At 71.1% G+C, this 20,768-nt stretch carries 20 protein-coding genes; 12 read left to right on the top strand and 8 right to left on the bottom strand.

Going from position 1 to position 20,768, the window contains the following annotated elements; genetic code table 11:
* Positions 1–60 precede the first annotated feature (60 nt).
* Entirely contained in the window at positions 61–984 is a 924-nt protein-coding gene (locus tag ACRYCC_RS41925) for a cyclase family protein (RefSeq protein ID WP_433819716.1), read from the top strand.
* A 79-nt stretch (positions 985–1,063) separates the two neighbouring features.
* Here the strand turns inward: ACRYCC_RS41925 and ACRYCC_RS41930 are convergent, their stop codons facing one another.
* From ACRYCC_RS41930 to ACRYCC_RS41940, 3 genes are all read right to left on the bottom strand, one after another.
* Positions 1,064–2,584 (bottom strand): AMP-binding protein, encoded by a 1,521-nt coding sequence (locus ACRYCC_RS41930; protein WP_433819717.1) that lies wholly within the window; start codon positions 2,582–2,584, stop codon positions 1,064–1,066.
* Positions 2,585–2,621: 37 nt separating this feature from the next.
* Positions 2,622–3,680, bottom strand: a complete 1,059-nt coding sequence (locus ACRYCC_RS41935) for an LLM class flavin-dependent oxidoreductase (protein ID WP_433819760.1) — start codon at positions 3,678–3,680, stop codon at positions 2,622–2,624.
* A gap of 212 nt (positions 3,681–3,892) precedes the next feature.
* Entirely contained in the window at positions 3,893–5,539 is a 1,647-nt protein-coding gene (locus ACRYCC_RS41940; RefSeq protein ID WP_433819718.1) for a bifunctional lysylphosphatidylglycerol flippase/synthetase MprF, read from the bottom strand.
* 286 nt (positions 5,540–5,825) lie between these two features.
* Here ACRYCC_RS41940 and ACRYCC_RS41945 point away from each other — a divergent pair, with 286 nt between their 5' ends.
* The 7 genes from ACRYCC_RS41945 (at position 5,826) to ACRYCC_RS41975 (ending at position 11,819) form a co-directional block, all read left to right on the top strand.
* Positions 5,826–6,308, top strand: a complete 483-nt coding sequence (locus ACRYCC_RS41945; protein ID WP_433819719.1) for a flavodoxin family protein — start codon at positions 5,826–5,828, stop codon at positions 6,306–6,308.
* Positions 6,309–6,417: 109 nt separating this feature from the next.
* A complete protein-coding gene (locus tag ACRYCC_RS41950; protein WP_433819720.1) occupies positions 6,418–6,717 on the top strand; it encodes a Dabb family protein in 300 nt (99 codons plus the stop codon).
* Between the two features lie 142 nt (positions 6,718–6,859).
* Positions 6,860–7,219 (top strand): YciI family protein, encoded by a 360-nt coding sequence (locus tag ACRYCC_RS41955; RefSeq protein WP_433819721.1) that lies wholly within the window; start codon positions 6,860–6,862, stop codon positions 7,217–7,219.
* 2 nt (positions 7,220–7,221) lie between these two features.
* Complete coding sequence (locus ACRYCC_RS41960; protein ID WP_433819722.1) at positions 7,222–8,469, top strand: RNA polymerase sigma factor; 1,248 nt, start codon at positions 7,222–7,224, stop codon at positions 8,467–8,469.
* Between the two features lie 161 nt (positions 8,470–8,630).
* Complete coding sequence (locus ACRYCC_RS41965) at positions 8,631–9,173, top strand: flavoprotein (RefSeq protein ID WP_433819724.1); 543 nt, start codon at positions 8,631–8,633, stop codon at positions 9,171–9,173.
* Positions 9,174–9,405: 232 nt separating this feature from the next.
* Complete coding sequence (locus tag ACRYCC_RS41970) at positions 9,406–10,533, top strand: amidohydrolase family protein (protein WP_433819725.1); 1,128 nt, start codon at positions 9,406–9,408, stop codon at positions 10,531–10,533.
* 140 nt (positions 10,534–10,673) lie between these two features.
* Entirely contained in the window at positions 10,674–11,819 is a 1,146-nt protein-coding gene (locus ACRYCC_RS41975) for a thiolase C-terminal domain-containing protein (protein WP_433819726.1), read from the top strand.
* A gap of 85 nt (positions 11,820–11,904) precedes the next feature.
* On the opposite strand, the gene ACRYCC_RS41980 is transcribed toward ACRYCC_RS41975, so the two are convergent.
* From ACRYCC_RS41980 to ACRYCC_RS42000, 5 genes are all read right to left on the bottom strand, one after another.
* Entirely contained in the window at positions 11,905–13,272 is a 1,368-nt protein-coding gene (locus ACRYCC_RS41980; protein ID WP_433819727.1) for a nucleotidyl transferase AbiEii/AbiGii toxin family protein, read from the bottom strand.
* 105 nt (positions 13,273–13,377) lie between these two features.
* Positions 13,378–14,082: a hypothetical protein gene (locus ACRYCC_RS41985; RefSeq protein ID WP_433819728.1), complete on the bottom strand. Its 705-nt coding sequence runs from the start codon at positions 14,080–14,082 to the stop codon at positions 13,378–13,380.
* A 128-nt stretch (positions 14,083–14,210) separates the two neighbouring features.
* Complete coding sequence (locus ACRYCC_RS41990) at positions 14,211–14,981, bottom strand: HEAT repeat domain-containing protein (protein ID WP_433819729.1); 771 nt, start codon at positions 14,979–14,981, stop codon at positions 14,211–14,213.
* Between the two features lie 108 nt (positions 14,982–15,089).
* Positions 15,090–15,275, bottom strand: coding sequence for a DUF397 domain-containing protein (locus tag ACRYCC_RS41995; RefSeq protein ID WP_433819730.1), 186 nt, complete (start codon positions 15,273–15,275; stop codon positions 15,090–15,092).
* Positions 15,266–16,060, bottom strand: coding sequence for a helix-turn-helix domain-containing protein (locus ACRYCC_RS42000; protein WP_433819732.1), 795 nt, complete (start codon positions 16,058–16,060; stop codon positions 15,266–15,268). Before ACRYCC_RS42000 ends, ACRYCC_RS41995 begins: the two co-directional genes overlap by 10 nt.
* A 162-nt stretch (positions 16,061–16,222) precedes the next feature.
* On the opposite strand from ACRYCC_RS42000, the gene ACRYCC_RS42005 reads away from it, so the two are divergent.
* From ACRYCC_RS42005 to ACRYCC_RS42020, 4 genes are all read left to right on the top strand, one after another.
* Entirely contained in the window at positions 16,223–16,657 is a 435-nt protein-coding gene (locus ACRYCC_RS42005; RefSeq protein WP_433819734.1) for an ATP-binding protein, read from the top strand.
* Positions 16,658–16,868: 211 nt separating this feature from the next.
* Complete coding sequence (locus ACRYCC_RS42010; RefSeq protein ID WP_433819735.1) at positions 16,869–18,539, top strand: HNH endonuclease; 1,671 nt, start codon at positions 16,869–16,871, stop codon at positions 18,537–18,539.
* 147 nt (positions 18,540–18,686) lie between these two features.
* On the top strand, positions 18,687–19,841 hold the full coding sequence (locus ACRYCC_RS42015) for a sensor histidine kinase (protein ID WP_433819736.1): 1,155 nt from the start codon (positions 18,687–18,689) through the stop codon (positions 19,839–19,841).
* Positions 19,842–19,894: 53 nt separating this feature from the next.
* A complete protein-coding gene (locus ACRYCC_RS42020; protein ID WP_433819761.1) occupies positions 19,895–20,560 on the top strand; it encodes a response regulator in 666 nt (221 codons plus the stop codon).
* Positions 20,561–20,768: the final 208 nt, after the last annotated feature.

Below are 20,768 nucleotides of genomic sequence, written 5' to 3' on the forward strand. Positions count from 1 at the left end.
GCTGTTCCGGCGCTCGCTGTTCCGGCGCCGGCCGGTCTCTCTGTGGAAGGTCTCAACCGAATGATGCTCGAATCCAATAACTGGGGTCGATGGGGGGCCGCCGACGAGCGCGGAGCCCTCAACCTGCTCACCCCGGAGGCCGTGGTCGCCGCCGCCTCGTGCGTACGCGAGGGCCGCGCGCTGAGCCTGTCGCTGCCCATCCGGGGCGCGACCTCCTCGCCGGCCCCGACGACGGTGCCCCATCTGCGCGGGCGCCCGCTGCCGCAGCACTTCATGTCGGTGGACGGGGGTGACTACGCCGCCGGCGCCCGGGCCATCGGCGCGGGCCTGAAGATGGCCGACGACGCGCTCGTCGTGACGCCGCACGGCACCACCACCCATATGGACGCGCTGAGCCACATGTGGTCGGGGGAGGAGCTCTACAACGGGCATCCGGCCAACCGCGTACGGTCCTACGGCGCCACCCGGTGCGGCATCGACAAGGCGGGCCCGGTGGTGGGGCGGGGAGTGCTCTTCGACGTCGCGGCGCTGCGCGGCGTCCCGCATCTCGAGGTCGGGGACCGGATCTCCGGGGCCGACCTGGCGGCCTGCCTGGCCCGCGGCGAGGTGGAGCTGCGGCCCGGTGACATCGCGGTCGTACGGACCGGATGGCCGCTGACCTGGTCCTCCGGCCCGGAGGCGTACTGGGCGGGGCAGCCGGGCCTGTCCGCGGACGGCGGCCGCTGGCTGGCCGAGCGCGACGTGAGCATGGTCGCCTCCGACAACGCCGCCATCGGCGGGCTCAACGAGCATCAGCTGGCCGACGAGGGGCTGGCGGACGACCTGCACATGATCTTCCTGTGGCGGCACGGAATCCATCTGGCGGAGATGCTCTGGCTCGAGGAGCTCGCCGAGGCGGGCCGCGCCGACTTCCTGTTCGTCGCGGCCCCCCTCGCCATCGAAGGCGGCACCGGCAGCCCCATCAACCCGGTGGCCGTCCTCTGACCGTCCGTGGGGTCGGGCCGGTCGGTCAGGCCTGTTGGGCAGGCCCGTGGGGTCGGGCCCGTGGGTCAGGCCTGTTGGGTCAGGAGCCGGGGTAGGCGCCGCCGCCGTAGGTCGCGTCGAGGGCGTCGTAGTCGGGCGTGTAGCCCTTCTTGGGGATGGCCTCGGCGAACTCGACGTGCTTCGGCTTCTTGTACGAGGCGATCTCGCCCCGTACGTGCTCGATGATGCCGGCCTCGGAGGCCTCCGTGCCCTCCTTGAGCACCACGACGGCCTTGACCGCCTGGCCGAACTGCTCGTCCGGCACCCCGATCACGGCGGCGTCCGCCACCGACGGATGGGCCTTCAGGGCCCGCTCCACCTCCGCCGGGTAGATGTTCTCGTTCGCCGACTTGATCATGCGCAGCCTGGGCCCGATGAAGGTGATCGTGCCGTCGGCCTCCCGGCGGCCCAGGTCGCCGGTGTGGTGCCAGCCGCCGGCCGTCTTCGCGGCGTTGAGCTCGGGGCGGTTGAAGTACCCGCTGAAGATGCTGTGACCCCGCGCGCAGATCTCCCCGACCTCGCCGGGCGCGACCTCGTCGCCGGAGGGGTCCAGGATCCGTACGTGCACCAGCGGCGAGGGACGGCCGGCGTAACCCGCCCCGCCGATGCCCAGCCCCAGGAAGGTGAGCATGCCGCCCACCTCCGTCTGGCCGTAGCCGCCCATCTTGGAGACGCACCAGGGGCTGTCGTCCACAGTGATCATCGCGTCCCACTCGGGGCTGTGCGAGACGAAGTGCAGGCTGGACAGGTCGTAGGCGCCCTCGGAGTTGGCGGCCACCAGCCCGTCGATCATCGGGCCGAACAGGAACGCCTGGGTGCACTTCTCGGCCTCGATGAGCCGGCAGACCTCCTTGGGCTCGTACGCCGGGGTGAAGACGTTCGTGCCGCCGATCTGGAAGGTGGCCAGGCAGAACATCATGGTCCCCACGTGGAACAGCGGCCCGCAGTCCAGGAAGGTGAAGCCGTTCTCCATCTGGCGCATGTGCAGCAGCGAGACGCTGTGCGCGATCAGCGCGTCATGGGAGAGCAGCGCCGCGTTGGGGCGCCCGTCGAACGCCGCGGTGTACATGGCCAGCACCGGCGCGTCGCCGGTGACCTCGCCGCCGGTCCCGCCCGTGGGCCCGTCGGGAGAGCCGTCGGCGAGGTAGGTCTCGTACTCCTCGGGGGACCTCACCCAGCGGGCGTCGAGGGTGACCTGGCCGCGCGCCTTCTCCGTGGCCTCCGACTCCTCCCAGACGACCACCTTCGGGGTCAGGTCGGTGAGGATGTAGGCAAGCTCGTCGGCGCTCTGCCGCCAGTTGGCCGGGCAGAAGATCGCACCCAGCCGGGCGCTGGCCAGCAGCAGTTCCAGCACGCGGAAGGAGTTCTGGCCGAGCCAGAGCACCCGCTCGCCCCGGCCCACCCCGTCGGCTGCCAGCGCCGCCGCCAGCCGGTTCACCCGCTCGTCGAGCTCCGGATAGGTCAGCCGTACGTCGCCGTCGACGGCGGCGGTGTCGAGCGGCCGGCCTCGCCGGTGCTCGCTGAGGACGTCCCCGAGGGTGAGCGTGTGAACTGAGCCCATATGATCGCGCCTCTCTGCGTGTACGGGGTGCTGCGGGTCACCGGAAGGCCGGGATGACCTCGGCGGCGAAGAACGTGAGGGTCTTGCGCATTTCGTCGATCGGGACCGGCCGGGTGGAGCCGAAGTCGCACATGAGGTTGCTGTAGCCCATCTCCTGGACCATCTTGATCTGGCCGATGACCCGCTCGGGGTCGCCGATGATCTCCAGCTGCTCCCAGCGGAAGTCGTTGTCGACGGTCCCGCCCTTCAGGTACTTGTCCTGCCAGAACTCGAAGCCCTTGGCGACCTCGCCGGTCTTCGAGTCGATGGGGGCGCTCTGCTTGTTGAAGATCCGGCTCCGGTCGAACATCGCCTCGAACCTGGCCTGGTCCGCGCGGGCCTGCTCGGTGGTGGCCGCGACGTAGACCGACCGGCTGGCCACCAGCTCGACCGCGTCGGAGTCGACCCCGTGGGCGGCCGCGGTGGCGTGCCAGGTCTCGGCCGCCTTCGCGATCTTGCGGAAGGTCGCGGCCGGGTCGGCCAGGATCGGCAGGCCGCGGGCCGCGTACAGCTCGACCGTCTCCGGGCTGACGGCGGCGATGTGCACCGGCGGGTGCGGGGCCTGGACCGGCTTGGGCATCAGCGTCAGCGGGTGGCGGGTCTCGTAGAACTTGCCCTTGTACTCGAAGTTCTCCTGCGTCCACAGGCCGAGGATCATGTCCAGGCATTCGTTGAACCGGTCGCGGGCCTCGGACAGGTCCAGCCCGAAGCTCTCGAACTCGATGCTCTGGTAGCCGCGCCCGATGCCCATCTCCAGGCGCCCGTCCGACAACAGGTCGACCATGGCGGCCTCCTCGGCCACATGGATCGGGTTGTGCAGTGGGAGCACGACGATTCCGGTGCCGAGCCGCAGTTTCTCGGTACGCGCGGCGAGGTTCGACAGCAGATTGAAGATATTGGGCACCACTCCGTAGTCACGGAAATGGTGCTCGGCGACCCAGACCCCGTCGAAACCGAGCTCTTCCAGCAGTTCGGCGACCTCGATCTGGTAATCGTAGATCTCTTTGGCGGTCTGGCCGGAATGCTGATGAAAGAGGTGGAAGGTGCTGAACTTCATTGGACGGTCAGCCATGACTGGGGCTCCTTCTCGCCTCGGTGTCGCTAAATCCGGCGCGCGGCGGGCTGCACCCACTCTTGTACCAAGCGCTCGCTTGGTAGCGTAGCAGCTTCATATCAGCTGAGGAAGCAGCCGGGGAAGCAGGCGAGGAAGCAGCCGGGGAACCGGCGGAGGCGACGGGAGGGGAGCGGGGCGGGGGTTACGGAGCGGGGTTACCGGCGCTCGGAGGACAGCTCGGGCAGCGGCTCGGGCTGGGCGACCGGGGCGGCGGGGCGCGAGCGGCCGAACTCCAGCGTGAGCAGGGCGGCGGCGACCCAGCCGATGTCCGCCCAGGAGCGGAAGATCACGCTGCGCGGCCGGTAGGAGGGCCGGAACTTACGGTCGAACAGGTACAGCGACTCGACCGCGATGAGCGGGTCCAGCAGGTGCAGGGCGCGGTAGCCGATCTGCTCCAGCGGGCCCCGGTCCGCGGCGTCGAGCAGCTCCCTGAACGCGGCGAAGTTCAGCGACAGCTCGGGGACCTCCTGCTCCCGGGCGTACTCCAGCATCTCCACGATGAGCCGCTCGTTGATCCCGTTGGGGGCGTCGGGGATCCGGCGCATGGCGTCCAGGGAGAGCGCCCTCCCGGCCGACGCGTAGCGCTGGAAGGCGATGGGCCGGGCCTCCTCGTCGTAGGCCACGGCGACCACGCAGCCGGGATGCCTGCCGGTGAGCATCGAGTCGAGGTTCATGGAGAACCCTCGCTCGGCGGCCCCGTCGAGCGAGGCGGAGGCGACCTCGAGCAGGGCGTCCCGGAGCTCCGGTGACAGCGCGCCCTCGGCCATGACCTCGGTCTTCACCCCGGCCCGGTGAGTACGCTGCACGGCCTGGCGGACGTTGCGCATCTGCCGTCCGGACAGGCTGAAGTCGGCGAGCTGGATGATCACCTCGTCGCCGAAGCCGATCGAGCGCAGCCCCGCCCAGGCCGGGAGGTGCCCGGCGCTCGCGCCCAGCACCGCGGGCCGCCACCCCATCCGCCCGCAGAGGGTCAGGAACTCCTTGATGGCCGCGCCGTACGACCGCGGATCCCCGACCGGGTCGCCGCCGGCCGCCGCGACTCCGAAGAGCACGCGGTACCCGATCGCGGCCCGCCGGTCCGGGCTGAAGACGTAGGACTTGTCGTGGCGCAGCGCGAAGGGAGCCAGCGTGTCGGACTCCGGATGGCAGACCAGCGCGGAGATCTGACGGCGTTCGAAGTCGTCACCCGGCGGCGGCGGGGGAGCGGGCGCCATGAGGATCTCCAGGATGGCGATCAGCCCGATGCCGCCCAGCAGGGCCAGCGCCGCGGGGAGCCAGGGCGGCCCGCCGAGGGACAGCGCGCCGTCCTCCAGCCCGGCTCCGCCGAGCCCGGTGAACACGTCACGCCCGACCGACCGGACGGAGGCGTCCCCGATGATCACACAGCCGAGCAGGGAGACGAACACGATGGCCGCACCGGTGCGCACGGCCGTGCGCACCCGCGCGGGATGCGGCGAGACCAGCAGCCCCCCGCGGAACTGCCACAGTGCTCCCGCCGCGGCGCCCAGCAGCGGCAGCCGCCAGAGCGGATCGGCGCCGGACGCCGCCGCGAGCATGCCCAGGGCGATGACGGCCAGCAGTCCGTACCACGCGATCCTGCGGCGCAGCAGCAGACCGCGGGCCGCGAGGAGCAGCGCGATGCTCAGCACGACCGCGTGCTGCGGTTCCAGCGGCCGCCCGGTGATGCCGAGCGCCAGCCGGTCCAGCCAGGACGGGCTGCCGCTCAGCGCGGGCAGCGCGACAAGGCCCGCCACTACCGTGGTCGACAGCGCGAGCGGCCAGGTGGGCCTCTCATCCGGCACGGCTTCACCCCTTCTTGCGCTCTGCGCGCAACTGTTCATCGCTTGGCGGGCTCCCGGCGCAACCGACTCTTGGCCCAACCGCGAGCACCACTGATGGATTCCCACCTCGGGCGAACGGCATGAGTGTGTATCAGGCCGAATCAGGCCGAATGTGGATATTTCTTTGGACGTCGCCACATGGCGTCAGGTTCGCCGGCTCCTGAGTGACGGGCGATCCCGGGGGCCGACGTGCCGGGGAGACCCGCTGGAGCGACATGCCGGGAAGGCGGGTCTACGCTCGTAGCCGATGAACTCCCTGCCGATGAACTCGTTGCCGGTGAAGAGGCTGTTGATCGTCCACCACACGGTGTCGCCCGTCCTGCAGGAGATGTACGAGGCCGTACGGGCCGGTGCGATGACCGACGAGATCGAGGGCGTCGAGGTCGTCGCCCGGCCCGCGCTGACCGCCGCGGCCGTGGACGTGCTGGAGGCCGACGGCATCGTGCTCGGCACCCCGGCCAACCTCGGCTACATCAGCGGTGCGCTCAAGCACTTCTTCGACCAGATCTACTACCCGTGCCTGGAGGCCACCGCCGGCCGCCCGTACGCCGCGTACCTGCACTCCGGGAGTGACGCGACCGGGGCCGTACGGGCGATCGACTCGATCACCACGGGCCTGCGGTGGCGGCGGATCCGGCCGCCGCTGATCGTGACCGGCGCACCGGGCAGGGCCGAGCTCGAACAGTGCTGGGAGCTGGGCGCGGTCAGCGCCGCCGAACTCGCCGGGTGACCTCCGGCGCGGGATACCGCCAGGTGTCCCACGCCCTCCGGTTGTGGGCGACCTGTACCGAATTGGCTAGCCTCGGAAGATCAGGACTGATCGGCAAGAGGAGAAGGTCATGAGCGGTTTCCGGCACGTGGTGCTGTTCGTCTGGACCAGCGAGGCGACAGAGGAACAGAAGGCCGCCGTGACCGAGCGGCTGAGCGAGCTGCCCGGGGTCATCCCGGAGCTGGAGAGGTACGAGATCGGTGCCGACGCCGGTATCAACGAGGGCAACTTCGACTTCGCGGTCGTCGCGGACTTCGCCGACCGCGAGGCGTACCTCACCTACCGCGACCACCCGTACCACCGCGAGATCATCGCCGACACCATCAGGCCGATCGTGGCCGACCGGGCCGCGGTCCAGTACGAGCTCTGACGCGCGGATGGCCCGCGCCGACGAGCTCCGGAGCCGCGCCGGGGGCGGAGCCGCGACGGGAGGATGTCGAGAGCCCGCCCTCGGCTCCGACGTCTCGGGCGAGAGGCGCCTTCACCGGGTGCCGGACCGTGCGAGGCGATGCATGAAGTACCTGCTCATGATCTACAGCGACCCGGCGGTGGCGGAGAACTGTTCGGAGTCGGATCTCCAGGCGCTGGCGCGTGAGCATGCCGCGTTCGACCGGGGGCTCGCCGAGTCCGGGGAGCTGGTGGGCGCGGAGGGGCTGGCCCATCCCACCAACGCCAAGACCGTACGCGTGCTCGACGGCGTGCCGACCGTCACCGACGGCCCGTACACGGCGGCCAGGGAGCATCTGGCCGGCTACTACGTGATCGACTGTGAGAGCGTGGAGCGGGCGATCGAGCTCGCCTCGGGTCTGCCGGCCGGGTTCAGCGCCGCCGAGCTACGGCCGGTCATGGCCCGCGCCGGCCTGGAGATGTGAGCATGGACGACGGGGTCGAGGATCTGCTGCGCGGTCTGGCGCCGCAGGTCCTCGGTGCGCTCATCCGCCGGTACGGGCACTTCGACGCGTGCGAGGACGCGGTCCAGGAGGCGCTGCTGGCCGCCGCCGTCCAGTGGCCCGGCGAGGGCGTGCCCGAGAGCCCGCGAGGCTGGCTGATCACCGTCGCGTCCCGCCGGCTGGCCGACCAGTGGCGCAGCGACGAGGCGCGCCGCCGCCGGGAGGCGACCGTCGCGGCCATGGCCTCCCCCGGGGAGTCCCTCACGCCGGGTCCCGGGGACGAGCATCCGCCGGACCAGGACGACACCCTCACCCTGCTGTTCCTGTGCTGCCATCCCGCGCTGTCGGCGGCCTCGCAGGTCGCGCTGACCCTGCGCGCCGTCGGCGGGCTGACCACCGCGCAGATCGCCCGCGCCTTCCTCGTCCCCGAGGCGACCATGGCCCAGCGCATCAGCCGGGCCAAGCAGCGCATCAAGGTCACCGGCATTCCGTTCCGCATGCCCCCGGAACAGGAACGGGCGGACCGGCTGGGCGTCGTGCTGCACGTGCTCTACCTGATCTTCAACGAGGGCTACACCGCCACCTCCGGACCCGACCTGCAGCGCAACGAGCTGACCGGCGAGGCCATCCGGCTCACCCGCGCCATCCACCGCCTGCTGCCCGACGACGGCGAGATCGCCGGGCTGCTCGCCCTGATGGTGCTCACCCAGGCCCGCGCCGCCGCCCGCTCCCGGCCGGACGGGACCCTGGTGCCGCTCACCGAGCAGGACCGCGGTCGCTGGGACCGGGCCTCCATCCAGGAGGGCGTGGCGCTCATCACCGAGACCCTGTCCCGGGCGCCGATCGGCCCGTACCAGGTGCAGGCCGCGATCGCCGCGGTCCACGCCGAGGCGGCCCACGCCGAGGACACCGACTGGGGGGAGATCCTCGCGCTGTACGGGGTCCTCGAACGCATCGCGCCCAACCCCATGGTCACCCTCAACCGGGCCGTGGCGGTCGCGATGGTGCGGGGGCCGCGCGCCGGGCTCGACCTCCTGGAGACTCTGGACTCCGAAGGCCGGGTCGCGGAGCACCATCGCCTCGACGCGGTCCGCGCCCACCTGCTGGAGATGGCCGGCGACCACGAGGCCGCGCGGGCCTGCTACCGGACGGCGGCGCGACGCACGACCAGCCTGCCCGAGCAGCGCTACCTGGAGGCCCAGGCGGCCAGGCTCCTCCGCGGCGGCTCGTAGCAGCCCGTTCTCAGCAGGCCGTTCTCAGCAGGCCGGTTGCAGCAGGCCGGTTGTAGCAGGCCGGTTGTAGCAGGCCATTGCGGGCGTGGGAACTTGCCAGATGTCAGAATTTGTTCAGATGCATATCGCTCTGGGCAAAATGCAGGCGTCAGGGGGTCGAGGTGGCCGGGAGTCCGGTTCTTTACGTGGTCGCCTGCGGGGGGCCGCCCGCCGCGGAGGTCACCGCGTTCGTCGTGCACGCGCAGGAGCAGGGATGGAACGTCTGCGTCGTGGCGACGCCCTCCGGGACCAAGTTCCTCGACACCGGGCGGCTGGCGGAGCTGACCGGGCACCCGGTCCGGTCGCAGTACAAGCAGCCCGACGAGCCGGACGTGCTGCCGCCCGCGGACGCCTTCGTCGTGGCGCCGGCCACCTTCAACACCGTCAACAAATGGGCCCAGGGGAGCAGTGACACGCTCGCGCTCGGCCTGCTCAACGAGGCCCTCGGCCTGGGCCTGCCGATCCTCGCCGCCCCCTGGCCCAACGCGGCGCTGGCCCGCCATCCCGCCTTCGGCCGGAGCGTCGCCGACCTGCGCGGCTGGGGAGTCACCATCCTGTTCGACCCCGCGCGCCTCCCGGCACCGGACTCCGGCCAGGGCGGGACGGCCTTCCCCTGGGACGAACTCCGCCGGGAGCTGAAGACCCTCCGCGCCCGGCTGCCCTGACCGGGCGGGAGGCCGTCCCGCCCTTGCGCGCGGCGCCGTACCGGCCCTGTCGAGCCCTTGCGGCGCGGGCTCTGGTGTGCAGGTGGCAGTCGGAGATCCCGACTTGCCGCGGACACCCGAGCAAGCGCTTGCCTAAGTTAGGGTTTCGGGTTAGTTTCACCTCCGATGGCACGCACCGGCGAGGGACTCCACCCCACCTCGCGCGGGCGGGCGACAGGTCCGGAGGCAGCGCATGACCGCGGTAGCGAGCAGGATCATCTCGGCCGACTGTCACATCAACGAGCCGCCGTGGGTCTTCGACCGCGTGCCCGAGCGGTTCAAGGCGGGCGCGCCCAAGATGATGCGGGGCGCCGACGGCGGGGACGGCTGGAGCTTCGACGGCGGCCCCCCCAAACGGACCTTCGGCCTCGAGGCGATGGCCGGCCGGTCCAAGGAGGACTTCGTCGCCTCCGGGCTGACCTTCGACGAGATCCCGCCCGGTAACTACGACGGCGCCGCGCACGTCGCCGACATGGCACGGGACGGCGTAGACGTCAGCGTCGTCTACCCCGCCAACGTCATCTTCACCTACAGCCATCCGGACCGGGAGCTGGCCCAGGCCTGCCAGCGCTCCTACAACGACTGGCTGCTGGAGGACTTCCAGGCCGCGGACCCGCACCGGCTGGTCGGGCTGCCGCTGCTGCCGGTCGACGACGGGATGGAGGCGACCCTCGCCGAGTTCGACCGGTGCGTGGCCAAGGGCGCCAAGGGGATGTTCATTCCCGGCCTGCCGGTCAGGCCGTACAACGACTCCTACTACGACCCGCTGTGGGCCCGGTGCCACGAGACCGGCGTCCCGGTGACGTTCCACCGCACCTTCGGCGGCACCCCCACCGACCAGCAGTACGACGACATGGTGACCAGCGGCAAGGTCAACCTCGCCGGCACCGTCTCCCGGTTCTTCGCCGGGGTCAAGCCGCTGACGTACATGATCTACGGCGGGGTCTTCGAGCGGTTCCCGGGCCTGAAGATGGTCGTCGGCGAGGTCAACCACGGCTGGGTCCCGTTCTGGATGCAGACCATGGACGAGACCTACGAGTGCGAGAAGGCCTGGGCCGAGCTGCCGATCACCCGCAAGCCGAGCGAGTACTGCGGCACCAACGTCTTCGTCACCTCCCTCGACGACTACGTCGGCTACGACCTCATCCGCGCCGGCTGGCCGCAGCTCGCCGACATGGTCATGTACTCGACCGACTACCCGCACAGCCTGTGCCTGTGGCCCGACAGCAGGGACTACGTGGCGAAGCTGATGCACGGCCTCACCCCGGAGCAGAAGGACAAGATCTGCTCCGGCAACGCCGCCCGCGTGTACGGCGTGTGAGGCCACCACAGACGCGTCGCCCGCTGGGGATGGATCGCGCCCCATCCCTGGCGGGCGGCGCCTTCACCTGTCGTGATCATGCGATCGTTCGACGAACGATCGCATGATCACGGCGGGTGAGCACGGAAGGAGGGGGAGGCATGGGCGGGAGGCAGGGGTTCTCCGGTAAGGCCGCCGTCGCGGGGGTCGGCATGACCGCGCTGTCGCGGGAGTCCGGCCGGACCGAGCTGCAGCTCGCCGCCGAGGCCTCCCGGGCCGCACTCGCGGACGCGGCCGTCGAACGACCCGACGCGATCCTCAGCTACCACCTGGGTGACTCCGCGCCGGTGCTCTATCTCGCCCGTGAGCTGGGCCTGCGGGAGATCGGGTGGCACAACGAGATCTACGGCGGCGGGACGCAGAGCGCCTCCATCCTCGCCGACGCGGCCATGCTCGTCGACGCCGGGCTGGCCGGGACGGTGCTGGTCTACCGGGCGCTGAACGGCCGGTCCGGCAAACGGATGAACGCGCTCGGCCTCAAGCTGGGCGAGGGCACCGAGGAGCAGTTCACCCATCCGTACGGCATGGCCGGGCCGGTGCACCAGTTCGCCCTCGCGGGCCAGCGGTACCTGCACGACGCCGGGCTCGGCCCGGAGCATCTGTACGGGGTCGTGGCGCAGTCCCGCGAGCACGCCGCGGCCAATCCCCGTGCCCTCCGCAGGGAGCCCCTCGACCTTGGGACGTATCTGGCCAGTCCCCTCGTGGCGTCCCCGCTGCGGAGGCTGGACTGCTGCCAGGAGACCGACGGGGCCTGTGCGCTCGTCATCACCTCGGCCGGGCGGGCACCCCGGGCGCCGCGCATCCACGCGGTCGTACGGGGCGGCGGTCCCGGTGCGTCGGCCATGGACAAGGCCGACGACGTCACCCGGATCTTCTCCTCCTATGTCGCCGGGCCCCTCTACGAGGCCGCCGGCATGAAGCCCGGCGACATCGACGTGTCCCTGCTGTACGACGCCTACAGCTGGCTGGTGCCCCGCCAGCTCGAGGACTTCGGCCTGGTCCCGCGGGGGGACCTGGCGGCGACGCTGGGATCGCTCCCGCGCGGGACCGCCAGTGACGGCCCGGTCCCGGTCAACCCGCACGGCGGCCTGCTGTCGGAGGGGTACGTGCACGGCCTGAACAACGTCGCCGAAGCCGTACGCCAGCTGCGCGGCGACGGCACCAACCAGGTCCGCGGCGCGGGCGTCGCACTGTGCACCGGCTTTGGCGGAGGCTACGGCAGCGCCGCCATCCTCACCGCTCCCTGAGCCGTGTCCCGCCCCCGCGCGGGACCGTACCGGTGGCGGCGGTGCCACGGCGGCAGGGAGCCCCGCCGGCCGCGAGCGGTCCGGGTCAGCGATCCTCCCGGAGCCGGGTGAGTTCGGCGGCCAGCAGCCCGGGGTTGCGCTCGTAGTAGCCCCGCCAGCCGGTGCGGGCCCAGGCCGGGCTCCCCTTCAGCACGAGGTCCGCGGCGTCCTGGACGCCGCGGGCTTCGGCACCGAGCAGTTCGCTGGTGATGACGATCGCGTCGATGGCGTGCACGGACTGCTCCACCAGCCACGACTGCGCGGCCTCCATGCCGTCGCGGCCGTCGCGGCCGTCGCGCGTCATGAGGGTAAGGCAGTGGGCGACCCGGGGTGCCAGCCAGGCGGCCCGCCGCTGGTACTCGGTGCCGGGAGGCTCGACCTGCTCGGCGAAGGTCGGGGCGAGCGCGGCGGCCAGCCGGTCGACGTACTCCCGGGCGTCACGCGGGACATGCGGGTGCTCCTTGCAGAACTCGTCCCACTCGACCTCGAGCCCGGTGATGGCGGCGGGGGTGATCGGCTGCCGGGCGTAGCACGAGTCGGAGGCGACCAGCGTCTCGCGCAGCAGCCGGCCCGGCAGCGGGGTGGACTCGGCGAGCAGGACCGCGTCGTAGAGGTCCTTGCCCTGCGGATGCATGTCGCTGACCAGCCACATGATCTTCCAGGCGAGCGACAGCTCGGCGGAGGCCGCCAGTACGGGTATCGGAGCGCCGCCGCCGGCCCGGGGCACCGAGGTGACCTCGGGCGGGGCGGGCAGGTGCTCGTTGAACACGAAGTCCAGCTGTACGGTCCCGGAGGGCAGCCCGTCGGCCGTCCACGGCAGGAGGAGCCTGCGGCCGGGCACTCGGTCGTAGGTCCAGATGTCCTCGATGACCGCTTCGCTTGCGTCGATCCTCGCGTCGATGCTCGCGTCGGTGCTCGCGTCGGTCAGGGCGTCGCCGCCGCGCCAGGACCCGTCCTCGGCCAGGTGGGCGATGTCGTCCAGCATCGAGGCCGTACGGTCCGCGGACATCTTCCACGACTCGGGTACCACCACGAAGTCCAGATCGCCGGGCTCGCGGGCGGCGTCGCCGTACCACGCCTTGAGCAGGATGCTGCCTCGCAGCACGAGGTGGTCGGCCCACCTCGACGTGGTGACCGCCGCCAGCACATGGTCGATGGCGGTACGGCGCGCCGCGTACCAGCGGGCTCCCAGAGCCCGGTCGGCGAACCTCGGGTCGCCGGCGCGCATCGCCATGCCGTGGTGCTTCAGCGCCGGATCGAACACCGGGACCTGGCTGACTCCGTCGCCGGTCACCGGCCGCAGCGTCAGCGGGAGGCTCCGGCGGTGCCGGGTGGCCTCGTCAGGTGCGTGATGCGGGACTTCGGCCGTCGCCGGCCAGGGGCCCCAGTCGAATTTCTCCCATGCGGATGTCATGCGCCTTCCTCTGCCGGCCTCGTCAGCCGGCGTACTCGCTCTTCATTGCGTGCCGTCTCGTTGCGTGCTGTCTCATACTGCGCCTGTCTCACTACTGCGCCTGTCTCATACTGCGCCTGCCGCGTGCTCGTCGATCCATCCGTGGTCCAGGGAGGCGTCGCTGTCGAACACGACGAACTCCTGTTCCACGCCGACGATCGTGTGGTGCCGGCCGAGCAGCGCTGCGGTCAGCTCGCGCAGCCGCCGCTGGGCCGTCGCGGTCCCGGCCATCCGGCAGCGCTGGGTCACGAACCGCTCCTGCACGCCGTCCTGCCGGATCCGGCGAGCGTTGCGCGACACGTGCGCGCCGTGACGCGCGGCCAGAGCCGCGAGGGTGCCCGTCTCCGTGCCGGGGGTGAGCGCCAGCTTGATGTGGTGCTCGAAGTAGAAACCCGCGCCGAGGACCGCGGCCTCGCCGTCCGTGGCCGGGACGCCCGCGCTCCACGGCGTCATCTCGATCTTCGTGCGTGCGACGTCGTACCCGGCGGTGCCCAGCGCGGCGGCGAGTTCCCGGGCCGCCGCGCCGGCCAGGTCCAGGGTGGCCGTACCGCGCAGGGTCAGCATCGGCTGGGAGACGACGCGACCCCGGTCGAGCACGATGTGCGAGAACTTCAGCCCCCGCGAGGCCGCCCAGCGGTCCAGTGCGTCGTGCTCCCGCTCAGCGCACCGTACGGTCACGTGGGCCTCGAAGTCTCCCTCGAAGTCTCCCGTGAATACGGCGGCACCCGAGCCGGGTGGCCCGCTGGACGTCTGGATCGTGCGGTCGGCCACACGCGCAGGCTCCCAGACCGCAAGCCCTCCGGTCATCCGGTTTTCGTGGTCACCGCTGCGGAGCCGTCATGGGCGGCGCTCCAGCCCCTGCCGCCTCGGCGGCGGGAACGGGCGCGGCGCACACGTGATCAGGGGGAGGCCGCCTCCCGGACGAGGGGATGCGGGTCGGACCGGAGCCGTTCCAGCAGGTCCTGGGCGGCGCGGCCACGGTAGCCGTGCAGCGTTTCCGCCAGCGCCTCCCGGACGCGGACGTCCGGATGGCCGGCGAGACCGGCCAGCTCCTCAGCCCCGCCCCAGCGGCGGCCCGCGCCGCCGAGTTCCTGCAGGGCCTCGACGATCGAGATCGGCAGGTCCGCGGCGCGCAGGGCCGCCATGAGCTCGGGCTTCCCGCGCGGTGGCGGGTCGAGCGGATAGCGGGCGCGGATGTCCGCCGCCTGGTACGTGCCCGGAACGAGGCAGACCGGGCAGGAACACGGCCGCGTGCCGTGCGCTCCGGGAACGTAGCGCCAGCCGGTGACCTGCGAGACCCTCCGTACCCGATGCAGCTCGGCGGGGTTCACGGCCCGCGGAACGAAGATCTCATAACCCCTCGGGTCCGCCACCGCCCGGATCAGCGCGATGGCCTGGGCCGCGGTGACCCGCCGGGGATCGGACGCGCCGTAGTGGCCGACCAGCACCTGCTCGTGGTCGTCGATCCGGAAGTGGACGGCGACGAAGGTCCGCTGCCCGCTCCTGCGCAGTTCACGCAGCCATTGGTACGAGAGGGTGTACGACTGCAGAACCGGCGCGCAGTAGACACCCGTCTCCTCCGACCGCCGGTGGTGGCTGGCCGCCGCGATGCCCGAACGCCTGATCCTGCGGGCGTTCTTCGCGGGGGTCACATGGATGAGCAGGGCCATGGCGACTCAGTATTCACGACCTCACTCGATCGGCCCACGCCGCCCGGGACGTTATGCCGCCCGGGGCTCGTGCCGCCCTCCGGGCCGTTGTCCGAGGGTCTCGTCGCGTCAAAGGCGCTTGAGCTTCTCCGTGAAGGTACGCCACGTGTCGCGCGTCAAGGTCAAGGCCGGACCGGTCGGGTTCTTGGAGTCCCTGACGGCAATGGCGCCGGAAACGGGGGCGACTTCCACGCAGTTCCCGCCGTTGTCGGTGCTCCGACTCGCTTTACGCCACCGAGCGTTGCTCAGGTCCATCGCTGTTCTGCCGTTCTTCGGATCACGTCTAGGGATTGGCTCACCGGAAGGGCTTGCGACCGGATCGCCTCGAACGATCTGGTGAGGGTATCCAGATCCTGTGGGTCGCTCATGGTGATCCCACGGGCGGCCGTATCTACGTAAGCTACCTCGCTTCTGTCCGCGAGCGTAGCAATCACGAATGAACCGCTGATTCCACGGTGGAAGCCCGAAGGCACCACCTGGATGCTCACCGAATCGGACGCGACCGCGATCAGATGTTCCAGTTGGCCGCGCATCACCTCAGGCGATCCGATCTCCCGATGCAGGACGCTCTCGTCGATCACCGCCACCAGCAGCGCGGGGTCTTTCCGGGCGAGGACCTCCTGACGTGCCAGACGCGCCTGGACGGCCGCCTCGTCACCGCGCAGCAGGACCCGGGCATAGTCCTCGTGCTGGAGTAGCCCGCCGATCACTGAGAGCTCGAACGAGCGAAACGTCGTGGCGCGCGCCTCGTGGCCGGGCCAGTCGAACCAGGTGGGGTAGACGGCCCTCTTGACGAGGTAGTCCCAGAGATGGGCCAGCGCTCCACCGGTGCCGAGTGCGGTGTCGGCGCGTTCGGCGAGCAGTCGCTCGCACCGTGATTCTCCGCGTTCGGTCTCACCGATGGTGGAGGCGGAGTAGTTGATCCTGCCGCCGAGGACGGCCAGAGTCTCGCCGGCGGCCTCGCGGTACATCCGCAGAGTCGACCCGAACAGGGCGAGTCCCGAACTCGCCGGGTCGAGGGGCTTGGGCGGGCGTGCCATCGGGGTCTCCTCACGCGTCGCCGACCGGCGTTGGACGGCGTTGTCCGGTGATCGATGAGCCGGGCGGGAGTTGAACGTCCCGTCATCAATCGATTACCCAGAGTATGACTCGCCGGAGAGGATGAGCGCTACGCAATCGGATGTTGGGGAAAGGTGCAGTCGATGTCGGATCCTGTGTGCCGTGACGGCGTCGAACTCGGGAGGCTTCGCCTTCCGGTGACCGTCACGAGCCCGAAAGCGGCCCGCGATCTCATCGGCATCATGGTCGCGCAATGGGGGCTGGGGCAGGAGGTCGATTTCGTGGCACGGCTGGCGGTGTGCGAACTCGTCACCAACACCCTCTATCACTGTGCGGCCATGCCGGGCAGCACGGTACTCGTGGTCATCAGCCGTGTCGGTCATCTGTTCCGGGTGGACGTGCACGATGGCACCACTGTGGCCCCGCGGATTCGCCGCCCGGCCGATACGGAAGAGACCGGCAGAGGTTTGGCATTGGTATCGGCCCTGACGCATGACTGCGGCCATTACCTGACGCCTTTCGGAAAGGCCGTGTGGTTCTCCCTCAAGGCACACTGGCCGGTCGACCACGTGGTCTGAGACCAGCTTTTGCGACTCGTACCTCCGCAGTGCCGGTGGCCCGCCGGGGCCTCCGAACGCAGGTGCGCAATGGATCACGTCCGGGGGGATTCGTAGGCGTTTGACCTGGTGTTATCTGCCCTGAAGGTTCGATTTCCATATCGATCACACACTCGATTGTGTCGCTGTCCAGCTAGCGGCTTCGGGGGTCTCGGGACGGTAGTTTCGAGGCATGTGGTCGATGGGTGCGGGGCTCGCCGACGCTTCCTGCGGGGAGCTGGCCCAGGCGTGCCAGACGATCGCCGCCGAGCTGGCGGCGCGGCCCGCACCCGAGTCCGGGCCGGCCGCCCTGGAGGCCGCGGAGCTGGTGGGCGGGGCCGCTGATCTCGTGGAGGCCGCCCTGGCCACGCTGGTCGCCCGGGTGGACTCCACGGGTGCCTATGGGGAGCATGGTTTCCCGTCGGTGGTGTCGTGGCTGCGCGAACGGCTGGGGATGCGGCACGGGCGGGCCGTCGAGCGAGCGACCGTGGCCCGCCAGCTGCCCCGGCTGCGGCGGTTACGCAAATTGCTGACCGGCAGCGGGCTGTCCTTCGGGTTCGCCTCCGCCGTCTGTGCCGCGACCCCGCGCCTGGACGCCGCGGACGCCGCGGTGGCCGAGGACATCCTCCTGGGCATGGTCGAGGATGGATGCTCGGTCGGGCAGGTGGCCAAGGCCGGTGACAGGATCACCGATCTCATCGCCGAGCGTCTCGGCAGGGAGGTCGAGCCGGAGGATTCGAAGCGGGGTTTCGCGCGTTCCTGGATGACCAGGTCCAAGTCACTGGACGGCGGCTCGTGGTTCAAGGGCTGGTGCAACCCCGAGCACACCGCCGCGCTCGACCAGATCATCGGCCCGCTCGCCAAGCCCAGGGCCCAGGGCGACGACCGCGACATCGCCCAGCGCACCGCCGACGCCCTGTTCTCCGTCCTGACCGAAGGCAACCGCGGCGCCGGGATCACCCTCATCATCGACCTCGCCGCCTACACCGCAGCAACCGGCGACACCGGACCCTTCACCCACACCCCCCGCAAAGGGAGCTTCGAAGCGGGCGCACAGCCCGCAGGCCGGTCGGGACCGGAGCCCTGCGGCACGGAGCCCTGCGGCACGGAGCCGGACGCCGCGGCGGACGTCGAGGCCGCGTATCGGCCGGGGAAAGCTCCGCGCGTTGCCGAGCGGGAGGCCGAAGCTGAGGCGCGCGCCTCCGGCGCCGGGCCCTTGGCGTCCGCCGGGCCCTCACTGTCCGGGCGGCAACGGATACCCGCCCGCCTGCTGGACGGGACGCCGATCTCGCCGGAGGACGCCCGCCGCATCGCACTCAACGCCGGTATCAGCGCGTTGGTCCTCGGCCGGGAGGGGATACCCATCTACCTCGGCCGCAGTACCAGATTCGCCACCTCCGCCCAGCGCAGAGTACTGCTCGCCCGATACGACACCTGCTGTGTCACCGGCTGCCGAATCCCGGCTCATCTGTGCGAGATCCACCACCTCGACGGAGGGTGGAAACTCGGTACCCCCACCGACATCGATCGGCTCGCCCCGTTGTGCGGCTGGCACAACCGATGGATCGAAGCCCACGACGACCGGACCGTTCAGACCAGAGACCGCCAAGGCCGGACGGTCCTGAAAGTCCTCTCGCCTCGCACCACCCGGCAGACCACCGAGCCGGCTCGGCGCCGGTCCGGCGACGGTCCGGCGACGGCCACCGCCAACCGGGTGCACCCTGAGGGCTTCGAGTGTCAGGTCGTCGTGAGCTTCCCGACGGTTGGGATGCCTGACCTCGTAGGCGGTCTGGAATCCGCCTCGAGCGCGTGGGTCTTGTCCTGGGTGTTCCAGATCTCCGCGAGGTACCTCATCGCGCGGTAGTGGCCAGACCAGCGGTAGTGGCCAGACCATCGGTGACGGGCCGCCGCCGGATCGCAAGCGAGGCGGCCGCGGGGGTGTGACGGCGCTCTCGCCCGGGTGTTCGAAAACGGTCCGCCGCGGATGTCGGTCTGCGCGTACGGTGACGGTGTGGCGTTCCCCTCCCGCGCAGTGCTCGTCGACGTCGGTGTGACCGTGGCGGCCGGCGCCGCCATCACGGTGGCGATCAGCGTGGCCGCCGAAGCGGGCTCCCGGCCCGCGGACGCGGGAGCGTATGCGCTCGGGGTGGCCATGGCCCTGGTGCTGCTGGTCCGGCGCCGGTGGCCGCTCACGGTGCTGCTGGTCTCCAGCGTTCTGCTGTTCGGCTACTACTCCGCCGACTACCCGGGGTTCGCACCGAGTTCGGTGCTGGCGGTCCCCATCTACACCGCCGCGCTCGCCGGGCGGCTGGCCTGGGCCATCGGCATACCCGCCTTCTACTTCACCGTCGGGTACCTCGTGGTCGGCGTGCGTGAGCACAACCAGCCGTTCGTCACTTTCGCCGGGTTCCTGCCCCATGTGGTGTTGTGCGCCGTCGTCATTTTGCTCGCGGAGGTCGTCCGCAGCCGGCGCGCGCTGGCCGAGGAGACCCAGGAACGGCTTCGCCAGGCCGAACAGGACCGCGAGCGTGAGGCAGCCCGCCGCGTCACCGAGGAGCGGGTGCGAATCGCCCGCGAACTGCACGACACCGTCGCGCACAGCATGGCGACCATCACCGTCCAGGCGGGCAGTGCCCTGCATGTGCTGGAGCGACGGCCCGAGGACGTACGCACGGCACTGACCGCCATCCGGGACACCAGCAGGGGCGCTCTGCAGGAACTGCGGGCCACCCTCGGGGTGCTGCGCGACGGCGCCGAGTCCGAGCCGTACGGCAAGGCCGGGCTGGACCGGCTGCCCGCGCTGGTCGACGCCGTCCGCGCGGCGGGCGTGCCGGTGACGGTGCACGTGACGGGGCGGGTGGTCCCGCTGGATCCGCCCGCGGACCACACGGCCTACCGGATCCTGCAGGAGTCCCTCACCAACGTGCTGCGGCACGGCGGCACCAAGGTACGGGCCCTGATCCGGATGTCGTACGACCCGATGGGGCTGGCAATCGAGGTGACCGACGACGGCGCGGGCGACTCCGCGGTCTGGGCGGGGGAGAGCGGTCACGGCCTGGGCGGGATGCGCGAACGCGCCGAGTCCGTCGGCGGGACGCTCACCGCCGGACCGCGGCCCGGTGGCGGGTTCGTGGTCAGCGCCCGGCTGCCCGGGGGAGCGGGATGAGCGCGGTGCCCGCGACCGCCGCCGGCACCGGGGACACGGGCCGGCCCATGGGCGTGATCCGGGTGCTGCTCGCCGACGACCAGTCGCTGGTGCGGGCGGGGTTCCGGGTGCTGATCGACTCTGCCGACGACCTCGAGGTGGTGGGGGAGGCCGCGAACGGGGGCGTCGCGGTGGCGGTGGCCCGGGCCGAGCGGCCCGACGTCGTGCTCATGGACATCCGGATGCCGGAGGTCGACGGGGTCACCGCGACCAAGCGGATCACCTCCGACCCGTCGCTGGCCGGGGTCCGCGTGGTGATGCTGACGACGTACGCCGAGGAGGAGAACGTCTTCCGGGCGCTGCGGGCCGGGGCGAGCGGATTCCTGGTCAAGGACATCGAGCCCGCAGACCTGCTGCAGGCGATCCGGGTGGTCGCCGGTGGCGAGGCGCTGCTCTCCCCGGCGGTGACCCGTGCGGTGATCGAGGCGTACGTCTCCCGCCCGGCGGAGACGACGGCACCCTCGCCGATGCTCGCCGCGCTGACCGAGCGGGAGCGGGAGGTCGTCAAGCTGGTCGGTGGCGGCCTGTCCAACGCCGAGATCGCGGCCAGGCTGGTGGTCAGCCCGCTCACCGCCAAGACGCACGTCAGCCGGGCCCTCACCAAGCTGGCCTGCCGGGACCGGGCCCAGCTCGTGGTGATGGCGTACGAGGCCGGCCTGGTCACTCCCGGGAACCGTTAGCAGAGCGGTGCCCTCGGCGCCCGAGGGCACCGCTGCGCGAAGGACCGCGCGAACCCCACCGGTACGGCAGGACTACTCCACCGGTAGTACGGCCGGGGGCAGGTGTCTCCACAGGCCTGACGACCACGGCGACCCGGCACGTCACTGTTCTAGATGGCTCGTGGCCGTAGACAAAGCGACGACGGACGAGCGACGACAGACAAGTGAC

Origin of the sequence: Actinomadura scrupuli (assembly GCF_050971785.1) — a bacterium.
Lineage (GTDB): Bacteria > Actinomycetota > Actinomycetes > Streptosporangiales > Streptosporangiaceae > Actinomadura_E > Actinomadura_E scrupuli.